This window comes from Streptomyces sp. NPDC048718, from assembly GCF_043198875.1.
GTDB lineage: Bacteria > Actinomycetota > Actinomycetes > Streptomycetales > Streptomycetaceae > Streptomyces.
Map to the genome: position 1 here is coordinate 130,568 of NZ_JBICVG010000016.1, position 20,547 is coordinate 151,114.

Annotated in this window: 18 protein-coding genes and 2 tRNA genes; 13 read left to right on the top strand and 7 right to left on the bottom strand. The window is 73.1% G+C overall.

Annotated elements, in window-relative coordinates; translation table 11 throughout:
• Positions 1 to 101 precede the first annotated feature (101 nt).
• Positions 102 to 266, top strand: coding sequence for a hypothetical protein (locus ACGFRB_RS27170; RefSeq protein WP_361238042.1), 165 nt, complete (start codon positions 102 to 104; stop codon positions 264 to 266).
• Positions 267 to 310: 44 nt separating this feature from the next.
• Here ACGFRB_RS27170 and ACGFRB_RS27175 read toward each other — a convergent pair whose 3' ends face one another.
• Positions 311 to 868: a CGNR zinc finger domain-containing protein gene (locus ACGFRB_RS27175; RefSeq protein ID WP_393246743.1), complete on the bottom strand. Its 558-nt coding sequence runs from the start codon at positions 866 to 868 to the stop codon at positions 311 to 313.
• Between the two features lie 195 nt (positions 869 to 1,063).
• Positions 1,064 to 1,477 (bottom strand): SsgA family sporulation/cell division regulator, encoded by a 414-nt coding sequence (locus ACGFRB_RS27180; protein ID WP_015032345.1) that lies wholly within the window; start codon positions 1,475 to 1,477, stop codon positions 1,064 to 1,066.
• A 189-nt stretch (positions 1,478 to 1,666) separates the two neighbouring features.
• Between ACGFRB_RS27180 and ACGFRB_RS27185 the strand changes: the two genes are divergently transcribed.
• Positions 1,667 to 2,113, top strand: coding sequence for a TIGR02611 family protein (locus ACGFRB_RS27185; protein WP_393246745.1), 447 nt, complete (start codon positions 1,667 to 1,669; stop codon positions 2,111 to 2,113).
• 64 nt (positions 2,114 to 2,177) lie between these two features.
• A tRNA-Val gene (locus ACGFRB_RS27190) sits at positions 2,178 to 2,252 on the top strand.
• An 88-nt stretch (positions 2,253 to 2,340) separates the two neighbouring features.
• Here the strand turns inward: ACGFRB_RS27190 and ACGFRB_RS27195 are convergent.
• Positions 2,341 to 4,737, bottom strand: a complete 2,397-nt coding sequence (locus ACGFRB_RS27195) for an SCO7613 C-terminal domain-containing membrane protein (RefSeq protein ID WP_393246747.1) — start codon at positions 4,735 to 4,737, stop codon at positions 2,341 to 2,343.
• A 91-nt stretch (positions 4,738 to 4,828) separates the two neighbouring features.
• Here ACGFRB_RS27195 and ACGFRB_RS27200 point away from each other — a divergent pair, with 91 nt between their 5' ends.
• Together ACGFRB_RS27200 and ACGFRB_RS27205 are read left to right on the top strand one after the other, a co-directional pair.
• Entirely contained in the window at positions 4,829 to 5,293 is a 465-nt protein-coding gene (locus tag ACGFRB_RS27200) for an SRPBCC family protein (protein WP_363011196.1), read from the top strand.
• Positions 5,294 to 5,333: 40 nt separating this feature from the next.
• Positions 5,334 to 5,405, top strand: a tRNA-Val gene (locus ACGFRB_RS27205).
• A 108-nt stretch (positions 5,406 to 5,513) separates the two neighbouring features.
• On the opposite strand, the gene ACGFRB_RS27210 is transcribed toward ACGFRB_RS27205, so the two are convergent.
• Positions 5,514 to 6,242 (bottom strand): 3'-5' exonuclease, encoded by a 729-nt coding sequence (locus tag ACGFRB_RS27210; protein WP_363011198.1) that lies wholly within the window; start codon positions 6,240 to 6,242, stop codon positions 5,514 to 5,516.
• A 121-nt stretch (positions 6,243 to 6,363) separates the two neighbouring features.
• Here ACGFRB_RS27210 and ACGFRB_RS27215 point away from each other — a divergent pair, with 121 nt between their 5' ends.
• The 3 genes from ACGFRB_RS27215 (at position 6,364) to thrS (ending at position 10,996) form a co-directional block, all read left to right on the top strand.
• Complete coding sequence (locus tag ACGFRB_RS27215) at positions 6,364 to 6,948, top strand: DUF4365 domain-containing protein (RefSeq protein WP_363011200.1); 585 nt, start codon at positions 6,364 to 6,366, stop codon at positions 6,946 to 6,948.
• Positions 6,948 to 8,330, top strand: coding sequence for a hypothetical protein (locus ACGFRB_RS27220; RefSeq protein WP_393246749.1), 1,383 nt, complete (start codon positions 6,948 to 6,950; stop codon positions 8,328 to 8,330). Before ACGFRB_RS27215 ends, ACGFRB_RS27220 begins: the two co-directional genes overlap by 1 nt.
• A gap of 689 nt (positions 8,331 to 9,019) precedes the next feature.
• Complete coding sequence (gene thrS / locus ACGFRB_RS27225; protein ID WP_393246751.1) at positions 9,020 to 10,996, top strand: threonine--tRNA ligase; 1,977 nt, start codon at positions 9,020 to 9,022, stop codon at positions 10,994 to 10,996.
• Between the two features lie 95 nt (positions 10,997 to 11,091).
• Here the strand turns inward: thrS and ACGFRB_RS27230 are convergent, their stop codons facing one another.
• Positions 11,092 to 11,751, bottom strand: coding sequence for a potassium channel family protein (locus ACGFRB_RS27230; RefSeq protein ID WP_393246753.1), 660 nt, complete (start codon positions 11,749 to 11,751; stop codon positions 11,092 to 11,094).
• Positions 11,752 to 11,816: 65 nt separating this feature from the next.
• On the opposite strand from ACGFRB_RS27230, the gene ACGFRB_RS27235 reads away from it, so the two are divergent.
• Positions 11,817 to 12,383 carry an HIT domain-containing protein gene (locus ACGFRB_RS27235; RefSeq protein ID WP_361236797.1) on the top strand — a complete coding sequence of 189 codons (567 nt, stop codon included), beginning with the start codon at positions 11,817 to 11,819 and terminating at the stop codon, positions 12,381 to 12,383.
• 127 nt (positions 12,384 to 12,510) lie between these two features.
• Here ACGFRB_RS27235 and ACGFRB_RS27240 read toward each other — a convergent pair whose 3' ends face one another.
• Together ACGFRB_RS27240 and ACGFRB_RS27245 are read right to left on the bottom strand one after the other, a co-directional pair.
• Positions 12,511 to 14,166: a hypothetical protein gene (locus ACGFRB_RS27240; RefSeq protein ID WP_363011206.1), complete on the bottom strand. Its 1,656-nt coding sequence runs from the start codon at positions 14,164 to 14,166 to the stop codon at positions 12,511 to 12,513.
• 196 nt (positions 14,167 to 14,362) lie between these two features.
• Entirely contained in the window at positions 14,363 to 16,591 is a 2,229-nt protein-coding gene (locus ACGFRB_RS27245; protein ID WP_393246755.1) for an elongation factor G-like protein EF-G2, read from the bottom strand.
• Positions 16,592 to 16,928: 337 nt separating this feature from the next.
• On the opposite strand from ACGFRB_RS27245, the gene pgsA reads away from it, so the two are divergent.
• From pgsA to ACGFRB_RS27265, 4 genes are all read left to right on the top strand, one after another.
• Positions 16,929 to 17,594: a phosphatidylinositol phosphate synthase gene (gene pgsA, locus ACGFRB_RS27250; RefSeq protein ID WP_363011210.1), complete on the top strand. Its 666-nt coding sequence runs from the start codon at positions 16,929 to 16,931 to the stop codon at positions 17,592 to 17,594.
• Positions 17,591 to 18,496 carry a phosphatidylinositol mannoside acyltransferase gene (locus ACGFRB_RS27255; RefSeq protein ID WP_363011212.1) on the top strand — a complete coding sequence of 302 codons (906 nt, stop codon included), beginning with the start codon at positions 17,591 to 17,593 and terminating at the stop codon, positions 18,494 to 18,496. Before pgsA ends, ACGFRB_RS27255 begins: the two co-directional genes overlap by 4 nt.
• On the top strand, positions 18,493 to 19,650 hold the full coding sequence (locus tag ACGFRB_RS27260; RefSeq protein WP_393246757.1) for a glycosyltransferase family 4 protein: 1,158 nt from the start codon (positions 18,493 to 18,495) through the stop codon (positions 19,648 to 19,650). Before ACGFRB_RS27255 ends, ACGFRB_RS27260 begins: the two co-directional genes overlap by 4 nt.
• A 222-nt stretch (positions 19,651 to 19,872) precedes the next feature.
• A complete protein-coding gene (locus ACGFRB_RS27265) occupies positions 19,873 to 20,538 on the top strand; it encodes an MBL fold metallo-hydrolase (protein WP_393246759.1) in 666 nt (221 codons plus the stop codon).
• The last annotated feature ends 9 nt before the right edge of the window (positions 20,539 to 20,547 follow it).

Below are 20,547 nucleotides of genomic sequence, written 5' to 3' on the forward strand. Positions count from 1 at the left end.
ACGCTTCTCGCGTCCCGAGTCCACGGGATGGGGTGAACCGAGCCCGCCAAGAGGCCTTTACGGGCTTTTGGGGCTCTCGAGTGCGCAATCATCCCCCCGCCATGCTCGATACCTCGCGGGATTCCGCCCACCGCCCTGCCGCCCCTCCTGCCGAGGAGCCGCGCGGCTGCCTGTTCGCCCTGTCCCAGCCACCACTGATGATCTTCCTGGGGGTGATCGGCGGCCTGATTCTCATGGCGGCCGTGCACGACCTGTTCCTGTTGTGAGCCCGCCCACGGGCCGGGCAGGGTGCCGCGCGGCCCCGCCCGGATCAGCCCGCGGCCTCCTTGCGGCGCGCCCGGTAGGCGGCGACGTGCAGACGGTTGCCGCAGGTGCGGCTGTCGCAGTAGCGGCGCGAGCGGTTGCGGGAGAGGTCCACGAAGGCCCGGCCGCAATCGGGGGCCTCGCAGCGCCGCAGTCGCTCCTGCTCGCCCGAGACGACGATGAAGGCCAGCGCCATGCCGCAGTCGGCGGCCAGGTGGTCGGCGACGGAGGCGCCGGGCGCGAAGTAGTGCACATGCCAGTCGTAGCCGTCGTGGTCGGTCAGCTGCGGGGTGGTGCCGGCGGCGGCGACCAGTTGGTTGATCAGGGTGGCCGCGATCCTGGCGTCCGGCGCCGAGAAGACGGCGGTGAAGCGCTCGCGCACCTCCAGGACGGCCCGCAGGTCCCCGTTCCCCAGTTCGCCCACGTCACTGATCTTGTGGCCGCCCACGAAGGACCGCAGGGCCCGGACGTCGGACAGCTCGTCGTCCCGGCCGTCGCGGGGCGCGGTGTTCATCAGGTCGACGACGGTGTCGAGGGCGGTGCGGGTGTCGTGGGGGATCAGCACGATTCGCTCCCTGGCCGGGTACGGGCGGGCGCCCGCGGAATTGCGCTGACTCTAGCGTGACCCGGAAACGGGCAACGGCGTCCTCCGCCGCGCCGGACACGCGGTGGAGGACGCCGAGGGACATACCGTGCCGCTTCTCGCGCGGCGCCGTCTCCCCGAGTCGGACGGCGCCGGGCGGCTCCCGGACGGACTGGCTCAGCTGTCGGCCAGGATGTGGGAGAGCTCCGTATCGAGGTCGAAGTGCCGGTGTTCGGTGCCCGGTGGCACTGCTGCGTCGGTCCGCTTGAGGAACGACTCCAGGGCCCTCGCGGGGGCCTCGAGGAGGGCCTCGCCCTCCGGGGAACTCAGTGCGATGCAGACGACTCCCTGACCGTGGCTGCGGGACGGCCAGACCCGGACGTCGCCCGTGCCGGTGGGCCGGTGCAGCCCCTCGGCGAGAAGGTCGCGGGCGAAGACCCACTCGACCGTCTCCTCGGCTCCGGTGTGGAAGGTGGCGTGCACGGCATAGGGATCGGCCGTGTCATACCGCAGGCCCGCGGGTACAGGCAGTGAGGACTCGCTCGACACAACGAGGCGCAGGTGCAGCTCGCAGCTGACCGTGGTGTTCATAAGCGCCAGGGCCTTTCGCTCAGTGTGCGCTCGGGGATTCGCACGTCGGCGCAATCGACATGCCACCTACGGTGCCGTTGTAAACCCCTCTGTCTGTTTTGTGCTTGTTCGGGTAGCTCGATTGGTGGCGTGTGACTTTGGGTAATACCGCCATTTCAGGGGGGTGTGCCGGTCCGGTAAGTTGGGGTCATGAATGCGGACAGTGACGGGCGGGCGGGGGAGTCCGCGGCCGACGGGGCGGGCGGCGGAGAGCCGGCCGAGCATGCCCCACTGGGGTCCCGGGCCCCCGAATTCGTCAAAGCGCGCCGGAGCCTGCATGTGAGTTGGCAGGTCGGCGTGTTCCTGGTCGGTCTCGCCGTGGTCGGCGCGGGCATCGTCATGCTGCCCCTGCCCGGTCCCGGCTGGCTGGTGATCTTCGCCGGCATGGCGATCTGGGCCACCGAGTTCGTCTGGGCCCAGCTGGTGCTGCGCTGGACCAAGCGCAAGGTCACCGAGGCCGCGCAGCGCGCCCTCGACCCGAAGGTCCGGCGCCGGAACCTGATCCTCACGGCCGTCGGTCTGGTGATCGTGGCCGTGCTGGTCGGCGTCTACGTGTGGAAGTTCGGCATCGTCATGCCGTGGAGGATCCACGAGTGACCCGGGGCTGCCCCGGGGTGGTTCGGAAGCCCCGCTGACATGCGGTAATGTTTGCGGTGCGCCGGGGCGATTAGCTCAGCGGGAGAGCACTTCGTTCACACCGAAGGGGTCACTGGTTCGATCCCAGTATCGCCCACCACCCGGCCCGAAGGCCCGGAGACAGTCACTGTCTCCGGGCCTTCGGCATTCGAAGTGCCGCCGGCCCCTCCGGCGGCACTTCGAAACGGTCAGCGCATCCGCCCCAGCCGGTCCCGGAGCCGCCGGGCGTCGCGCAGCCGCTGCTCGTACGTCGCGCCCACCGCGAGCAGCAGCCCGCCCGCCAGCGCCGGCGGCAGCCAGCGCGGCAGCGCGCCCACCACCTGCACCACGTACGGCGCCAGCTCGTGCAGCCCGTTCAAGACCAGCACCACCCCGCCGAGCAGCAGCGGCGCCCGCAGCCGGAACCGCGCCCCGAGCAGCGTCACCGTCAGCGCCGCGAGGCCCAGCAGCAGTGGCCGCACCCAGGACGGGTCGGCCCACGCCGCGCACAGGCTCGGCACCAGCGCCGCCGTCAGACCCGGCCCGTACGCCACCCCGGACGACGTCTCCGGATCGCGCCGCCGTCGCACCACGCCCACCACCAGGGCCAGGGCCGCCGGCGGCAGCGCGTACGCCTCCGGCGCCGTCACCTCCCACAGCGCCAGCCGTACCCACGTCGCCGAGACGAACAGCGCCGCCGCCGCCCACGAGGCGAGCGGGCGCCGCGCAGGCCGCAGCGCCGTCGCCGCCGCGACCGTTCCGCCGAGGGCGAGCCCGAGTGCCAGCAGCTCAGGCCGCGCCGAGGCCGCCGCGAGCCCGCACAGCCCCACCCCGGCGCCCGTCGCCTCCACCATCACACCCGGCAGGCCGAGCCCGGAGCGCCGCCCCAGCCACGCGCCCAGCCCGGCCGTCCCCGCGGGCACCGCGAGCAGCAGGAGCCCGGCCACCGCGAGCCCGGTCTGCGCGGCGGCCGCCCCGGCGCAGACCAGACCGGCCACCGTCACCACCGCCGCACCGGCCCCCACGAGCCGCCGGGCCCCGTCCGCCCGCACCGCGACCCCGGCGAACAGCACGGCGAGCACGCCGAGCACCGCGAACGTCGCCCCCCGCACGTCCAGCGCCGGCGCCACCGCCCCCACGGCCGACGCGAGGCCGCAGCCGTACGCGAGCCACCCGACCACCGGCGACCTGCGAGCCGCCCGTACCACCCCCGCGCCCAGCGCGAGCCCCGCCGCGGCCGTCGCGAGCCGGAGCGTCACCGAGGCCGCGTACGGCAGCTCCAGGGACACCGGCAGCGCCGTGAGCAGCGCCCAGCCGCACCCGAGGGCCGCACAGCGTGCCCAGAGTCGGGGGACGAAGGTCAGCGCCCCCGCCGCGAGCAGCGGCACCACCGGGGCGGTCGCCGGAAAACCGGTCAGGACGGGCGTGGCGTGCGTGCCCGACCAGACGTCGCCCGTACGCGCCAGCGGACCGAGCAGGCCTGCCACGACGGGCGGCAGCGCCCACAGCCCGGTGAGTGCGAGCACCCCCGCGCCCGCCGCGGCCAGACCGTGCCGCACCGCCCGCCCGGCCCGGATGCCCGCGCGCAGCGCCACCGCCGCCAGGAGCACCGCGCACAGCGCGTACCCCGGCACCGCCCAGTCGGCCGGGACCACCTGCCGCAGCAGACCGCCCGAGGCCGCGAGCACCGCCACCCCCGCCGCCGTCGCGGCGGCGAGCGCGGCCGGCGCGTGGCGCGTCGCCAGGTACAGCAGTACCAGCGCGACCGCGAGCAGCGGAGCGGCGGCCCGGCCGGGTGCGTACGAGGACACCACCAGACCGGTCGCGAGTGCCCAGCCGCCCAGCAGGCCCGCCCCGGCGGCGGCCGCCGCGCGGACCGAGGCCGGCAGCCCCGCCCGCAGCGCCGGCACCAGGTCCACCGCGGCCGTGACCAGTGCCGCCCAGACGAACGTCACCAGGCCGCCGTCCAGGGCCCACACCGCGAGGAGCGGCGCCGGCTGGGCCACCGCCACCGCCGCCGGCCACGGGATCCGCAGGCCGCGCAGCGCGGATCCGTACGCCGCCCAGGCGGCCGCCAAGGCCACCGACGCCCCCGCCGCGTACGCGGCGAAGCCCGTCTCCGGCAGGGCCACCCGCTGCACCGCGTACGCGTCCAGGACCGTCAGCACCAGTCCCAGCGCGGCCACCGCCTCCGCCGTCGCCGCGAGCCCCCGGCGCAGCAGTCCCACCGGCGCGAGGAGCGCGGCCGACGTGACCACCGCGAGCACCACCGCCCGGCCGCCGATGCCCATCGAGCCCCAGCTCACCAGCGTGAACACGAGCGCGGCCACGGTCAGCAGCGCCCCGCCGAGAGTCAGCAGCACGTTCTGGGTGCTGTGCGGCGTCGCCTCCGGGCGCGGAGCGGGGGGAGCGGGCCATGAGGCGCCGGGCGCGGGCGGCCCGCCCGGCGGCCCCCACGCCACCGGTGCCCGCGCCTGCGTCTGCGGGCGCAGCACCCGCAGCAGCCAGTCCCGGCGCAGCAGCAACTGGGCCCGGTGGGCGTCGAGTCGGGCGAGTTCGCGGTCGACGAGCACCAGCTCTTCCGCGGGAGGCAACGAGGATTCCATGGCCGGAGTGTGCGCCGGGACACCCGGTCAGGGGATGCGCGCGGGTACTCAGTCCGCGTCTGAGTACCCGCGCGCCGGGCAGACTGAGGTCATGGACTGGTGCCGCTACCGCTTTCGCAGCGTCTGGCGTCTCGCCGCCCCGCCCGAGGCCGTCTACGCCGTCCTGGAGCGCGCCGAGGAGTACCCGCGGTGGTGGCCCCAGGTGCGCGAAGTCGTCCCGCGCGACGAGCGCACCGGCACCGCCCGCTTCCGCTCCGTCCTCCCCTACGACCTCGTCGTCACCGCCGAGTCCCGGCGCCGCGACCCGGTGGCGCGCGTCCTGGAGATCGGGCTCGGCGGCGACCTCGCGGGCTGGGCCCGCTGGACCCTCACCGCTCTGCCCGGCCAGGCCGGCACCCGCGCCCTCTACGAGCAGGAGGTCGAGGTGCGCGATCCCCTGATGCGGGCGTTCGCCGTCCCCGGACGGCTGCTGTTTCGCGCCAACCACGCCCTGATGATGCGCGGCGGACGCCGTGGCCTGGCCGCCCACCTGCGCACCCCGGCATCGCCGGTTTGAACGAAACCCGCGAGGGCCTGTATGGTTCAACCCGTTGCCCGGGCGATTAGCTCAGCGGGAGAGCACTTCGTTCACACCGAAGGGGTCACTGGTTCGATCCCAGTATCGCCCACCGGGTCAGGCCGGTCCGTCAGTTGACGGACCGGCCTTTGCCATTCCCGGCCCCGCCGCTGGAATGCGGGCGGGCGGGTGTGCCGGCGGACTGCGGGTCCGGCCCCGCTCAGGCCACCGCGGGCAGCTCGGGCCGCAGCGGCCACGCCGGGTCCACCGTCTCCGGCGTCCCCTGCCGGGTGAACCACGCCTGAAGCCCCCGCGCCTGTGCCGCGTGCCACACCGCCTGGAGGGTGTGCAGCTCGCCCGGCGACAGCCGTTCGAGACGCCCCGCGAACCGCCGCCCCACCGCCCGTACGACCTCCAGTGCCGCACTCGCGTCGGCCGCCGCGTCGTGCGCCCCGTCCAGCACCACCTCGTACTGGACGCACAGATCGGTCAGCGTCCGGCGGCCCTTGCGGTAGCGGTCCAGATGCTTGTCCAGGACCCGCGGGTCCAGGACGCACAGCGGAACGCTGTCCAGATAGCGGCCCAGTGAGGACGCGCGGTGCCGGCGCAGCTCGCGGTCCAGGATCGTCAGATCGAACGGCGCGTTCATCACCACCAGCGGGCGGCCCGCCGCGATCTGTTCCGCTATCGCCCGGGCCACCTCCTCCACTACCGGCGACGGCCAGCGGCCGTTGCGCTGGAGGTGGCGATCCGTCAGGCCGTGGACCGCGGTCGCCTCCGGCGGCACCGGTATGCCCGGATTCACCAGCCAGCGGGTCACCCTCGGCCGGGTGCCCGCCGCGTCCTGGACGACGAGGGCGGCCGACACGATCCGGTCCTCCTCGACGTCGACTCCTGTGGTCTCCGTGTCGAATGCGGCCAGGGGCCCCTCGTACCACTGCGTCGTCATCCCCGAACTCCTCGCACGCGCGCGGCAGATGGCCAACCCCCTGCCCCGATTCGTAGATACCCGGGCTGTTTGCGCCGTACGCGGACCGGTCACAACAACAAGGACGGGGAAGGGAATCGACATGGCGCTCGCCCAGCCCGAGTCGGGAGGGCTGCCGCCCCAGCGGGAAGCCCCCCTGCGTGGTTCACTCGCCACCACCGCGTGCATGGAGACCCTGCAGGTGGGATATCTCCACGCGGTCGCGGCGGCGGCAGGCTGCTCGCTGTCGCAGCCGTTCCCGGACAACGGCATCGACTGGCATGTGAGCCACAGCGCGGCCGGTCACACCGTCGACGACGAAGTGACCATCAAAGTCCAGCTCAAATGCACCTATCAGATACCGCCGCGGGTGCCCGGAACGGCGGCCGGGGCATCCGCGGCGTTCTCGTTCACGCTCGACAACGACCACCTGGTGAAACTCGCCCGCACCCCCGTGGCGGTGCACAAGATCCTGGTCGTGATGCTCGCGCCGCGGAGCCAGGACGACTGGCTGCGGGCCGGGCACGACCGGCTCGACCTGCGGCACTGCTGCTACTGGATCAACTTGGCCGGCCACCCGGTCACGGGCCGCCACCGGACCACCGTGCGCGTCCCGACGACAAGGATCTTCGACGACCGGGCGCTGTGCGAGATCATGGCGCGGGTCGGCGTGGGAGGGAGACCCTGATGCACCGGCCGATGGACGAACCCGAGTACGGCTCCATCCCCCCGTCCTCCTCCGCGCACACGACCTCACGGTCCCAGCCGCACCCCCGGCCCCATCCCCACCCGCACCCGCCCCACCCGGAACCACCGCACCACCCGGAATCGCCGCCCCATCCGGTGCCCGGCGGCCGGCCCGGCCACTGGAGCGGCGTACCCGCCGTGCCACCCGGACCCTGGGCCGACGCCGGGGACACCCCCGACCCCGGCCGCGTCGACCCCCGCGTCCTCGGCGCGCTGCTCGCCCGCCACGGCTGGCGGCGGCGCGGCGGAGCCGCCGGCCGCTACAGCCGCTGGACCCCGCCCGGCCCCGGCGACACCGGCCGCGTCACCAGCCTCCTCGTCCCCGACAGCCGCGCCTTCCCCGACGCCGACGACCTGCTCGGCGAAGCCCTCACCGCGCTCGCCCGCAGCGCCGTGCCCTCCGCCCGCGACGTCCTCACCGGCCTCACCGTCCCCAGCGACGAGATCCGCTGGTGGCGCGACGTCCCCCCGGGACCGGCCGGAGCCGTGCCCTGGCCCGTCCAGGAACAGCTCAGGTCCGCCGCCCGCGCCGTGCTGCTCGCCGGCGCCCTCGCCGTCCGTGCCCGCACCGGCTACCACGGCTCCCGGCACCGGCGGCAGGCCCAGGCAGCCCTGGCGTCCGTCGTCGTCGGCGCCGCACCCGGCGGCCGAGGCCTCACCGCCTTCCTGCCCGTCGACACCGGCCGGACCGTCTCCGTACGGCTCCACCACGCCCTGTCCGCCACCCGCGAGGCCATCGACTACCAGCGGGCCACCGGAAACACGGACGCCTTCGACACCGCCGTCGAGGCCGGCGTGAGCCGCGAACTCACCGACGCGCTGGTCGCCCTGGTCCGCGGCACCGAAGGCGCCGGCATCGCCCTCGCCTGGTCCCCGGCCGCCGGCACCCCCGAAGGCTGCGCCGCCCGCCCCGAACCCGTCGAGTTCTCCCCGGGCGACCTGCCCGCCCTGCGCGCCGCCGGCGCCCGCTACCTGGCCGGCGAACCCTCCGTACCCGTACGGATCACCGGCACCGTCGTCCGCATGCGCCGCTCAGGCCCGCACGGCGAAGGCACTGTCCGGCTGCGCGTCCTGTCCGGCGCCGAGGTCGGCCACGTCCGCGTCACCCTCGACGAGGACGGCTACCGCACCGCCGGCCACGCCCACCTCACCGGCCTCCCGATCCGCGTCGTCGGCCGCCTCGAAAGCCGAGGCGGCTTCCGCCGCCTCACGGACGCGAGCGCCGTCGCCCCGGTCCACGTCGACGAGGCGGAACGCGACCGCCTGATGAAATCGCTGCAGTCTTTTCAGGACGCCCCGGACTTTTTCACGGAAGGGGACTGAGGGGCCGAGGGGGGAGGGCCGGGGGCTGGGTGAGGCTTGTGCGTGAGTGTGGCGGCTGGGGTGGTGCTTGTATGTGAGTGCGGGGCTGGTGCGTGGCCCGCACGGGCACGAGGCGGCTGGGGCTGGGGTTGTGCGTCAGCGAGAGGGCTGGGGCTGGGCCCGCATGGGCGCGAGGTGGCTAAGGGTGGGCGCATGTTGTTTGCGCCGCGTTGGCCTTTTTATGACTCGGTTCTCCCCCTGCCTTCGGCGGGGGGACCCCCACGGGGTGCTGGAGTCGGACTCACAGCACCGATCGTGCTCGGCCCACTCGTTCCTCGCGGGCCTGTGCGCGTTCGGCACTGTTCCCCCGACGCACCCCTTCGGCTCACTCGGCCGTAGGAGGCAGCCCGGTTGTATTTGGCGTCGTCAGGTGTCCGGCCCGCACTCACACAGGCAGGCGCGCCCGCACTGGTTCGCAACGGCAGAGGGCCCGGGCTCGCTGGGCAGGGGCCCGCAAACAGGTGTGACGGCATATGCCCGGCCCGCACTCGCGGGGGCCCTGGGCCCCTCGTGCGTCCGGGATCTCACCACAGCGCGACCCCGCACCCCCCGGCCCCGATAGACTCGTACCCGCGCGGCACCTCGTCTCTGCCGCGCGCCACCGGCGCCGGCACCTCGTGTCTGCCCGCGCCCTAATGTATGGAGCATCTGTGTCTGAAGTCCGTGTGACCGTCCCGTCCGCCTCCGGGCCCGAGGAGAGGACGGTGAGCGCGGGCACCACGGCCGGCGCCCTGTTCGCCGAAGACCGCGCCGTGATCGCCGCCCGTGTCGCGGGCGAGCTGAAGGACCTGTCGTACGAGCTCGCCGACGGCGACGTCGTCGAGGGCGTGGAGATCTCGTCCGAGGACGGCCTGAACATCCTGCGCCACTCCACCGCGCACGTCATGGCGCAGGCCGTGCAGGAGCTGTACCCGGAGGCCAAGCTGGGCATCGGCCCGCCGGTCCGGGACGGCTTCTACTACGACTTCGACGTGGAGAAGCCCTTCACGCCCGAGGATCTCAAGGCCATCGAGAAGAAGATGCAGGAGATCCAGAAGCGCGGCCAGCGGTTCGCCCGCCGTGTCGTGACGGACGAGGCCGCCCGCGAGGAGCTGGCCGACGAGCCGTACAAGCTGGAGCTCATCGGCATCAAGGGCGCCGCGTCGACCGACGACGGCGCGAACGTCGAGGTCGGCGGCGGCGAGCTGACGATCTACGACAACCTGGACGCCAAGACCGGCGAGCTGTGCTGGAAGGACCTCTGCCGCGGTCCGCACCTGCCCACGACCCGCAACATCCCGGCGTTCAAGCTGATGCGCAACGCGGCCGCCTACTGGCGCGGCAGCGAGAAGAACCCGATGCTCCAGCGCATCTACGGCACCGCGTGGCCGTCGAAGGACGAGCTGAAGGCCCACCTCGACTTCCTCGCCGAGGCCGAGAAGCGCGACCACCGCAAGCTCGGCAACGAGCTCGACCTGTTCTCCATCCCGGACGAGATCGGTTCGGGTCTGGCGGTCTTCCACCCCAAGGGGGGCGTCATCCGCCGGGCGATGGAGGACTACTCGCGCCGCCGGCACGAGGAGGAGGGCTACGAGTTCGTCTACTCGCCGCACGCCACCAAGGGCAAGCTGTTCGAGAAGTCGGGCCACCTGGACTGGTACGCCGAGGGCATGTACCCCCCCATGCAGCTCGACGAGGGCGTGGACTACTACCTCAAGCCCATGAACTGCCCGATGCACAACCTGATCTTCGACGCGCGCGGGCGTTCGTACCGTGAGCTGCCGCTGCGTCTGTTCGAGTTCGGCACCGTGTACCGGTACGAGAAGTCGGGCGTCGTGCACGGCCTGACCCGCGCCCGCGGCTTCACGCAGGACGACGCCCACATCTACTGCACCCGCGAGCAGATGGCGGACGAGCTCGACAAGACGCTCACCTTCGTCCTGAACCTGCTGCGCGACTACGGTCTGGACGACTTCTACCTGGAGCTGTCCACCAAGGACCCGGAGAAGTACGTCGGCTCCGACGAGGTGTGGGAGGAGGCCACCGCGGTCCTCCAGCAGGTCGCCGAGAAGCAGGGCCTGCCGCTCACCCCCGACCCGGGCGGCGCCGCCTTCTACGGCCCGAAGATCTCGGTGCAGGCGCGTGACGCCATCGGCCGTACCTGGCAGATGTCCACCGTCCAGCTGGACTTCAACCTGCCGGAGCGCTTCGACCTCGAGTACACGGCGGCGGACGGCTCGCGCCAGCGGCCGGTCATGATCCACCGTGCCCTGTTCGGCTCGATCGAGCGGTTCTTCGCGGTGCTCCTGGAGCACTACGCGGGCGCGATGCCGCCGTGGCTGGCCCCGGTGCAGGCGGTCGGCATCCCGATCGGCGACGCGCACGTGGACTACCTGCGGGAGTTCGCCGCCGACGCGAAGAAGAAGGGCCTGCGGGTCGAGGTGGACGCCTCCTCGGACCGTATGCAGAAGAAGATCCGTACGCACCAGAAGCAGAAGGTGCCGTTCATGATCATCGTCGGTGACGACGACATGAACGCGGGCACGGTCTCCTTCCGCTACCGCGACGGTTCGCAGGAGAACGGCGTTCCGCGCGACGAGGCCATCGCCAAGATCGCCAAGATCGTCGAGGACCGCGTCCAGGTCTGACCCTCCCCGGCACCGGCCGAGGTGGTTTCGCGAGGCCCTGGGAAACACCGCTTCCCAGGGCCTCGCCCATGTGGTTCGTCCCGTCCCCGGAGCGCTCAGCGCTCGTCCTCCCGGCGGAAGACCTGGATCAGCCACGACGAGAACGAGCCCGTCACCGCCCCGAGGAGCGCGAGCCCGCAGGCCATCAGGCCCACCGCGGTGGTCCGGCCCAGCGGGGTCACCGGGGTCACGTCCCCGTAGCCGACCGTCGCCAGGGTCGCGGCGGCCCACCACACCGCGTCGCCGAAGGTGCGGATGGTCGCGCCGGGCGCGTCGTGCTCCAGGAAGTAGACGGTGAGCGCGCTGGTGTAGCCGAGCAGGGTGGCCGTGAGGCCCGCGTACGCCATCACGCGCGCGTAGAGGGTGAGCCGCGGCTTGTCGTAGCGGCGCTGCACCCGGTCGTACACGCTGACCACGCTCAGCGGGCGCAGCAGCGGCAGCACCACGATGACGGTGTCGAGCAGATGGCGGCGGACGAAGCGGAGCGGGCCGAGGCCGCTCAGCCGCACGCGGACCGCGTAGTCGGCGACGAAGAAGGCCCAGGCGCCGAGGACGATCCCCAGACAGAGGTTCAGCCAGCCCTGCCCGATGCGGTCGTGGGCGAGGACGCGCACCGAGTAGCCGGCGAGGAAGACGGCGGAGGCCACCGCCAGCGGGATCGTCATCCGGCGTTCCCAGCGTTCCTGCCGGGGCGGCTCCGGCGGCCTGTCGCTCACCGGATCAGGATGGCCCGGCCCGTTCTCCTTCGCCCCGGCGACACGTTCCGAACGGGCGACGCAATATGCTGCACGGCATGACGACTGAGCCGGAACAGCAGATCGGAGTGGGGACGCCGGACGCTTTCCAGCGCCTGTGGACGCCCCACCGGATGGCGTACATCCAGGGCGAGAACAAGCCCAGCGGACCGGACGCCGGCGACGGCTGTCCGTTCTGCGTGATCCCGTCGAAGTCGGACGAGGACGGGCTGGTGATCGCGCGCGGCACCAGCGTGTACGCGGTGCTGAACCTGTACCCGTACAACGGCGGACACCTGATGGTGGTCCCGTACCGCCACGTCGCCGACTACACCGAGCTGGACGCGGCCGAGACGGCCGAGCTGGCCGCCTTTACCCAGCGGGCGATGACGGCGCTGCGGACCGCGTCCGGCGCGCACGGGTTCAACATCGGCATGAACCAGGGCTCCGTCGCGGGCGCTGGGATCGCCGCGCACCTGCACCAGCACGTGGTGCCGCGCTGGGGCGGGGACACCAACTTCATGCCGGTGGTCGGCCACACCAAGGTGCTGCCGCAGCTGCTCGCCGATACCCGGAAGATGCTCGCCGACGCCTGGCCCACCGCGGGAGCCTGAGCCCGCACTCGGCATTCGGGCCTATGCCAGTGCCCCCGTACCGCGATGATTCCGCGGTACGGGGGCACTGACGCGTCCACAGGGTACGGTCGGCCGCCCGGGCGTCCCGGAGGGCTCCGGCGCGCCCCTACGCGTCGTACAGGTCGGCCTTCTTCGGGCTCGCGTCCTGGACGCCGCCGCCGAGGCCGAGCGAGCGCGAGGTGAAGCGGGAGGTGTCCACGTTGTGCTCGTCGAGCGCCTTGATCGTCGCGGCGTGCACCGCGCGCAGCACCGGGGTGGCCATCCGCAGGGCGTCGTCGGCCATGAAGCGGTTCCGCCAGGGCTGGCCCGCCCAGGCGTGCCGCAGCCCGAACGGCTCGGGCAGCACGAGCTTGCCGCCGAGGAACTCCAGGATCGGCGGGAACCAGGTGAGCGGGGCGCGCACCGCCTGGCGTACCACCTCGTCGGTGTCGGTCAGCGGCAGCTTGATCTCACGGGTCTCCCAGAACCGGACGGTCTTGGAGACCGTCTTGCTCTTCCCGGACGGCTTCGAGCCGAAGAATCCGTGGACCGGGCCGAGGGCGTGGCCGGTGACCTCGACGCGCAGCGTGTGGTGGAGCGAGGTCACGGTCACCATCATCGTGAGCACCAGCTGGCCGTCCCACAGGGTGAACTGCACGCCCAGGTAGTGCCGGTTCCCGGCGCCGAACTGCTGGTCGTTGCAGATGCGCTGGATCTCGTGCGGCTTCACCTCGTAGTTGACGATGTTGTCGCCCGAGGGCCGCGAGACCTCGCCCGCGCCCTCGCCGACCGGTGACACGATCCAGTGCTTGACGGTCGGCTTGGGGAAGCCGGTCTTCAGCGCGCCGCGTTCGAGCAGGGTCAGCTCGGTGTGGATCCGGCGGATGATGTCCCAGGCCCGGAAGTCGTGGATCTCCTTGCCGGCGAGGGGCACCAGCTCCTCGGCCATGACCCAGCTGCCCCAGCGGGTGCCCATGCCCAGGATGCCCTTGGGGCCCGCGTAGAAGGCGACGTTGGACAGCTGCTCGGCGGACACCTTGTTCAGGTTGGCCTGGAGCTCCTGGGCGGCCTTGTCGGTCGGGTCCTTCGCCACGGCCTCGGGGACGGACGCCCCGATTCCGCCGCTCAGCAGGGCCGTCCAGCGCTCGCGCAGCACGATGGCGGTGTTCTCGCAGATCCGCCGGGCCAGGAACCAGCCGGCGACCGGGGCCACGATCATCGCGCGCAGATAGTTCGGCAGCAGCCCGTCCCAGGGCAGCTTGACGAGGACGATCGCGGCGAACAGCCCGGCGATCACCAACAGGGCGGTGCCGACGGCGCTGTTGCGCTTGTTCTCGGAGCCCGCCGCCATCCGGCGGAGCTGGATCACGCCGAGCCAGAGCAGCAGCCCGGGCAGGAACAGCACCCCGCACACGGCGGTGACCAGGGTGAGTTTGATGTCGCGCTGCTTGCGGATGCCGGAGGCCGCCAGACAGTGCTCGACGACCGGCCGGGGGTCGGCGCCGAAGGACTGGATGAGCGCCTTGCGCGCGCCGCCGAGCATCCGGACCTGGACGGCGCGCGAGAACGCCTCGCCGAGGTCCGGCCGGAAGAGTTTGGGCCACTTGCCGGGCTTGACCGACGACTGGTGCCAGTCGCTGTTGGCGTCCAGGATCGCCTCGACCGGGCTGTCGCGGTACGCGGCGGTGGCGAGAGCATAGGTCGCCGCCGTTCCCGCGTCCGAGCCCTGGAGAGGGATCTGCGCCCCGGGTCCGAAACTGCCGATCGTCACTGCCGCCCCCATCGCCGCGGTTCCTGTGCGGGCTGTTTCCCAACTGCCGCGCCCCGCACACCTTCTGAGCTGGGCACCACAGCGTAACCGGGCGACACATGATGCGTCACCGCATGTGCCGAGGACTGGTACGGGACGGCCGGATGCCGTCCGCCGGAGCGGAGCCGGGCGGACGGCGACGGCGCCCGGCGGGACGAAGGCCCGCCGGTCAGGCGGTATTCCCGGCCTTCTCGCGGACCCGGTCGGCGACCTGAGGGGGCATCGGCTCATGCCGTACATACACCCGGTCGAAGCTCCCGGTGCCGTGCGAGACCGACCGCAGATCGATCGCGTACCGTCCGATCTCGATCTCCGGCACCTCCGCGCGCACCAGGGTCCGGCCCTGCCCCGACTGCTCGGTGCCGACCACCCGCCCGCGCCGCCCGGACAGATCGCTCATCACCGCGCCCACGTACTCGTCCGGGATCAGCACCGACAGCTCCGCCACCGGCTCCAGGAGGCGGACCGGGACCTCCGCCGCCGCCTCCCGCAGGGCGAGCGCGCCCGCCGCCTGGAACGCCGCGTCGGAGGAGTCCACCGAGTGGGCCTTGCCGTCGCGCAGGGTGACCCGGACGTCCACCAGCGGATGACCGGCCGCCACCCCGCGCGCCGCCTGTGCCCGCACGCCCTTCTCCACGGACGGGATGAACGAGCGCGGGACGGCGCCGCCGACCACCTTGTCGACGAACTCGATCCCGCTGCCCGCCGGCAGCGGCTCCACGTCGATCTCGCAGATCGCGTACTGCCCGTGCCCGCCCGACTGTTTCACCAGCCGGCCCCGCCCGGCCGCGGCGGCCCCGAAGGTCTCGCGCAGCGCCACCTTGTGCGGCACGGTGTCGACCCGCACCCCGTACCGCCCGCGCAGCCGCTCCAGGGCCACGTCGGCATGGGCCTCGCCCAGACACCACAGCACCACCTGACGGGTGTCCTGGTTCTGTTCGAGCCGCATCGTCGGATCCTCCGCGACGAGCCGCGCGAGGCCCTGCGACAGCCGGTCCTCGTCGGCCTTCCCGTGCGCCTCTATGGCCACGGGCAGCAGAGGTTCCGGCATATGCCAAGGCTCCATCAGCAAGGGCGCGTCCTTCGCCGACAGCGTGTCGCCGGTCTCCGCCCGGCCCAGCTTGGCCACACAGGCCAGATCGCCGGCCACGCACCGCGTCAGGGGCCGCTGCTGCTTGCCGAACGGCGAGGTCAGCGCGCCGATCCGCTCCTCCGCGTCGTGGAGCTCCCCGTTCCCGTGCCCGTTCCCGTGCCCCGGATCGGTCAGACCGTGCCCCGACACGTGCACCGTCTCGTCGGGCCGCAGCGTGCCGGAGAACACCCGGACGAGTGAAAGCCGTCCCACATACGGGTCCGAGGAGGTCTTCACGACCTCGGCCACCAGCGGCCCGTCCGGATCGCACACCACCGCCGGACCGGCCGGGCCCCCGGGCGCGGCGACCGCGGGCGCGGTCCGCTCCAGGGGCGTGGGAAAGCCGCGGGTGATCAGGTCGAGCAGTTCCACGGTGCCGAGCCCCTGGCTGCCGCCCTCCACCGCCGGAGCCGCCGCGAGCACCGGATGGAAGGTGCCCCGCGCGACGGCCTTCTCCAGATCGTCCACCAGCGTGCCGACGCCGATCTCCTCGCCGCCCAGATAGCGGTCCATCAGGGTCTCGTCCTCGCTCTCGGCGATGATCCCCTCGATGAGCCGGGCCCGGGCCTCGGCGATCACCGCCCGCTGCGCCTCGTCGGGTGGATCCTCCCGCCGCGCCCCCGCCGTGTAGTCGAAGATCCGCTCCGTGAGCAGCCCCACGAGCCCGGTGGCCGGGGCGTGCCCGTCGGCGCCCTCGGGGCCGAGCACGGGCAGATACAGCGGCAGTACGGCGTCGGGGTCGTCGCCGCCGAAGAGCGTCGCCAATACCCCGGTGAGCCCGGCGTAGTCCATACGGGCCGTGTCCAGATGGGTGACGACGATCGCCCGGGGCATCCCGACCGCCGCGCACTCCTCCCACACCGCGCGCGTGGAGCCCGCGACCGCGTCGGCCTCCTGCGCGGCCGAGACGACGAAGAGGGCCGCGTCCGCCGCGCGCAGACCGGCCCGGAGTTCCCCGACGAAGTCGGCGTATCCCGGGGTGTCCAGCAGATTGATCTTGCAGCCGCCCCACTCGACCGGGACGAGCGAGAGCTGGACCGACCGCCCGCCGCGCCGCTCGATCTCGTCGTAGTCGGAGATCGTCCCGCCGTCCTCGACCCGCCCGGCCCGGCCCACCGCGCCCGCGGTCTGCGCCAGGGCCTCCACGAGGGTCGTCTTGCCCGATCCGCTGTGGCCGACCAGCACCACGTTCCGTACATCCGAGGGCCGGTCGGCCGTCGGTGCCCTGCCGGCGGCTCCGGAGCGGGTGTTCGCCTTGTCGCCCATGATGTTCCTCCCGACTGCTCGCGCGTCCCGCGCGGTGAGGTGGCGGCGCGGGTACGGGGGAGCGGCGGGGCAGCGGCGGCATGAGGCCACCCGTCGTCGCGTGCGGCTCCGAAGGCGCCCGCGGTCGTCCTTCGAGCTTCGCACCGCCGTCACGGTGCGTCCATACGTCGTGCGCGGGGGCCCTCGGCAGGCGACGGCTCGGCGGGGCGCGACACGCCCCGGCGCCCTCTCACGACGCGGACCACGGGTGCCGCCGCTCCGGCGCGGACCCGCGTGGCTACGATGGGTGAGCCGGTGGTCATTGGGGCCGCGCGGCCCACCGAACCTCGGGAAGGCCATGCTGAACAAGTACGCGCGTGCGTTTTTTACGCGTGTCCTCACACCGTTCGCCGCGTTTCTGCTCCGCCGGGGCGTCAGCCCCGACACGGTCACGCTGATCGGCACCGCCGGAGTGGTGGCCGGCGCGCTGGTCTTCTTCCCCCGCGGAGAATTCTTCTGGGGAACGATCGTCATCACGCTGTTCGTCTTCTCCGACCTCGTCGACGGCAACATGGCCCGGCAGGCCGGGACCTCCAGCCCCTGGGGCGCCTTCCTCGACTCGACCCTGGACCGGGTCGCCGACGGGGCGATCTTCGGCGGTTTCGCGCTCTGGTACGCGGGCAAGGGAGACGACAACGTCCTGTGCGCCGTGGCGATCTTCTGCCTGGCCAGCGGCCAGGTGGTGTCGTACACCAAGGCACGCGGCGAGTCGATCGGCCTGCCGGTCGCCGTCAACGGCCTCGTCGAGCGCGCCGAGCGTCTGGTGATCTCACTGGTCGCGGCCGGCCTCGCCGGACTGCACGCGTTCGGCGTGCCGGGGGTGCAGGTGCTGCTGCCGATCGCGCTGTGGATCGTCGCCGCCGGCTCGGCGGTGACCCTGGGGCAGCGTGTCGTGACGGTGCGCAGGGAATCGGCGGAGGCGCAGGCGAAGGCCGCCTCCGGGGGGAGCGGGACAGCGACATGAGCGGTTTCAAGGACCGGCTGAGCGACGGGCTGTACGGCCTCGGCTGGGCGACCGTCAAGAAACTGCCCGAGCCGGTGGCCCGCGGCCTCGGCCGGCGGATAGCCGACTCCGTCTGGAAGCGGCGCGGCAAGAGCGTGCTGCGCCTGGAGTCGAACCTCGCGCGCGTGGTGCCGGATCCGACCCCCGAACGTCTCCAGGAGCTGTCGCGGGCGGGCATGCGCTCGTACATGCGCTACTGGATGGAGTCCTTCCGGCTGCCCACCTGGAGCAAGGAACGGGCGGCGAACAGCTTCGACCCCAAGGACGTCCACTACCTGACGGAGGGGCTCGCCACCGGGCGCGGCGTCGTTCTGGCGCTGCCGCACATGGCCAACTGGGACCTCGCGGGCGTCTGGGTCACCCGGGCGCTCGGTGTCCCGTTCACCACCGTCGCCGAGCGGCTCAAGCCCGAGACGCTGTTCGACCGGTTCGTCGCCTACCGCGAGTCCCTGGGCATGGAGGTGCTGCCGCACACCGGCGGCTCCGCCTTCGGCACCCTGGCCCGCCGGCTGCGGGCCGGCGGCCTGGTCTGCCTCGTCGCCGACCGCGACCTGTCCGCCTCGGGCGTCGAGGTGTCGTTCTTCGGCGCGCGCGCGCGGATGCCCGCCGGGCCCGCGATACTCGCCCAGCAGACCGGCGCCCTCCTGCTGCCCGTGACGCTCTGGTACGACGACACCGACGTCATGCGCGGCCGGGTGCACGCGCCGATCGAGGTACCCGAGTCGGGCCACCGCACCGAGAAGACGTCCCTCATGACCCAGGCCCTCGCCGACGTCTTCGCCGAGGGCATCGCCGACCACCCGGAGGACTGGCATATGCTCCAGCGGCTGTGGCTGGCCGACCTGGAGGAGCGGACCGCGTGAAGATCGGGATCGTCTGCCCGTACTCGTGGGACGTGCCGGGCGGCGTCCAGTTCCACATCCGCGACCTCGCCGAGCACCTGATCCGGCTCGGTCACGAGGTCTCCGTCCTCGCCCCCGCCGACGAGGACACACCGCTGCCGCCGTACGCCGTCTCCGCCGGCCGCGCCGTGCCCGTGCCGTACAACGGCTCCGTCGCCCGCCTCAACTTCGGCTTCCTGTCCGCCGCCCGGGTCCGGCGCTGGCTGCACGACAACGCCTTCGACGTCGTCCACATCCACGAACCGACCTCGCCCTCGCTCGGGCTCCTGACCTGCTGGGCGGCGCAGGGGCCGATCGTGGCCACCTTCCACACCTCCAACCCTCGCTCGCGGGCCATGATCGCCGCGTATCCGATCCTCCAGCCCGCCCTGGAGAAGATCAGCGCGCGGATCGCCGTCAGCGAGTACGCGCGCCGCACCCTCGTCGAGCACCTGGGCGGCGACGCCGTCGTCATCCCCAACGGCGTCGACGTCGACTTCTTCGCCCGGGCCGAGCCCCGCAAGGAGTGGCAGGGCGGCACGCTCGGCTTCATCGGCCGCATCGACGAGCCCCGCAAGGGCCTGCCGGTGCTGATGCGGGCGCTGCCGAAGATCCTCGCCGAGCGGCCCGACACCCGGCTCCTGGTGGCCGGCCGCGGTGACGAGGAGGAGGCGGTCGCCTCGCTCCCGCCCGGGATGCGGGCGCGGGTGGAGTTCCTCGGCATGGTCAGCGACGAGGACAAGGCCCGGCTGCTGCGCAGCGTCGATGTGTACGTCGCGCCCAACACGGGCGGCGAGAGCTTCGGCATCATCCTGGTCGAGGCCCTGTCCGCCGGCGCGCCCGTCCTCGCCGCCGACATCGACGCCTTCGCCCAGGTCCTCGACCAGGGCGCGGCCGGCGAACTCTTCGCCAACGAGGACGCCGACGACCTCGCCAAGCACGCCGTGCGCCTGCTCGGTGACGAGCGGCGCCGCGCCGAGCTGAGCGCACGCGGATCGGCGCACGTACGGCGCTTCGACTGGTCGACGGTCGGCGCGGACATCCTCGCCGTCTACGAGACCGTCACCGACGGCGCGGCCTCCGTGGCCACGGACGAACGCGCGGGCGGCGGTCTGCGGGCCCGGCTGAGGCTGTAGGCGCACCGGGCTTTCGGGGCTTCAGAGGCTTCTGGGGCTTCCGGGGCGCGCGGATCGTGGGACGGTCCGCGCCCGGGGCGTACGCGACCGGGCCGGGGGAGACCGGCCGGGGAAGCCGCGCCACCGGGCGAGGCGGGAGGTCGGGCGCCCTCGGCCAGCGGGTCACGCGATGATCGGGCCGATCGGCGGTGTGCCCGGCCGCGCGCCGGGCAGGCTGCCCGCATGATCTCGACCACCTGCCTCGACCTCGGCCACTTCACCCGGCCCGCCGCCGAGTGGGGCGGCCCGTACGACCGCCGGGAACCCGTTCTCGCGTACCTCGTCCGCCACCCCGGCGGCACCGTGCTCTTCGACACCGGCATGGGCGAGGGCTCACCCGAGACCGACGCGCACTACCGGCCCGTGCGCCGGCCCCTGACCGTGGACCCGGCCGAGGTCGGTCTCGTCGTCAACTGCCATCTCCACTTCGACCACATCGGCGCGAACCAGCGCTTCCCCGGCGTCCCCGCCCTCGTCCAGCGCACCGAACTCGCCCTCGCCCGCGCCGGCGGCCACACCATCGACAGCCTGCTCCCCGGCGTCTCCTGGCAGGAGATCGACGGCGAGCACGCGATCGCGCCCGGCGTCCTCGTCGTCCCCACCCCGGGGCACACCGCGGGGCACCAGTCGCTCGTGCTCGACCACGGGGACCGGGTGACCGTGCTCGCCGGGCAGGCGTACGACTTCGCGCACGAGTTCCGGGCCGCGTGCGACCCGGCGCACGAGCTCCGTGACCCGTACCGCGCCTGGTTCGCGCGGCTCGGCGCACTCGGCGCCGGGCGGCCCGCCCGTGTCCTGTTCGCCCATGACCGCGACCTTTGGGAAGGGGTGCTGCCGGCGCCCCGGTAGCCTGTGCGC

Excerpts from the sequence above, each read along its gene's own strand:
- ACGFRB_RS27210 (WP_363011198.1), bottom strand. The coding sequence starts at position 6,242 with ATGACGACGCAGTGGTACGAGGGGCCCCTGGCCGCATTCGACACGGAG.
- ACGFRB_RS27255 (WP_363011212.1), top strand. The coding sequence starts at position 17,591 with ATGAGCGGTTTCAAGGACCGGCTGAGCGACGGGCTGTACGGCCTCGGC.
- ACGFRB_RS27170 (WP_361238042.1), top strand. The coding sequence starts at position 102 with ATGCTCGATACCTCGCGGGATTCCGCCCACCGCCCTGCCGCCCCTCCT.
- ACGFRB_RS27220 (WP_393246749.1), top strand. The coding sequence starts at position 6,948 with ATGCACCGGCCGATGGACGAACCCGAGTACGGCTCCATCCCCCCGTCC.
- pgsA (WP_363011210.1), top strand. The coding sequence starts at position 16,929 with ATGCTGAACAAGTACGCGCGTGCGTTTTTTACGCGTGTCCTCACACCG.
- ACGFRB_RS27215 (WP_363011200.1), top strand. The coding sequence starts at position 6,364 with ATGGCGCTCGCCCAGCCCGAGTCGGGAGGGCTGCCGCCCCAGCGGGAA.
- ACGFRB_RS27185 (WP_393246745.1), top strand. The coding sequence starts at position 1,667 with ATGAATGCGGACAGTGACGGGCGGGCGGGGGAGTCCGCGGCCGACGGG.
- ACGFRB_RS27245 (WP_393246755.1), bottom strand. The coding sequence starts at position 16,591 with ATGGGCGACAAGGCGAACACCCGCTCCGGAGCCGCCGGCAGGGCACCG.
- ACGFRB_RS27235 (WP_361236797.1), top strand. The coding sequence starts at position 11,817 with ATGCTGCACGGCATGACGACTGAGCCGGAACAGCAGATCGGAGTGGGG.
- ACGFRB_RS27195 (WP_393246747.1), bottom strand. The coding sequence starts at position 4,737 with ATGGAATCCTCGTTGCCTCCCGCGGAAGAGCTGGTGCTCGTCGACCGC.
- ACGFRB_RS27265 (WP_393246759.1), top strand. The coding sequence starts at position 19,873 with ATGATCTCGACCACCTGCCTCGACCTCGGCCACTTCACCCGGCCCGCC.
- ACGFRB_RS27180 (WP_015032345.1), bottom strand. The coding sequence starts at position 1,477 with ATGAACACCACGGTCAGCTGCGAGCTGCACCTGCGCCTCGTTGTGTCG.
- ACGFRB_RS27240 (WP_363011206.1), bottom strand. The coding sequence starts at position 14,166 with ATGGGGGCGGCAGTGACGATCGGCAGTTTCGGACCCGGGGCGCAGATC.
- ACGFRB_RS27200 (WP_363011196.1), top strand. The coding sequence starts at position 4,829 with ATGGACTGGTGCCGCTACCGCTTTCGCAGCGTCTGGCGTCTCGCCGCC.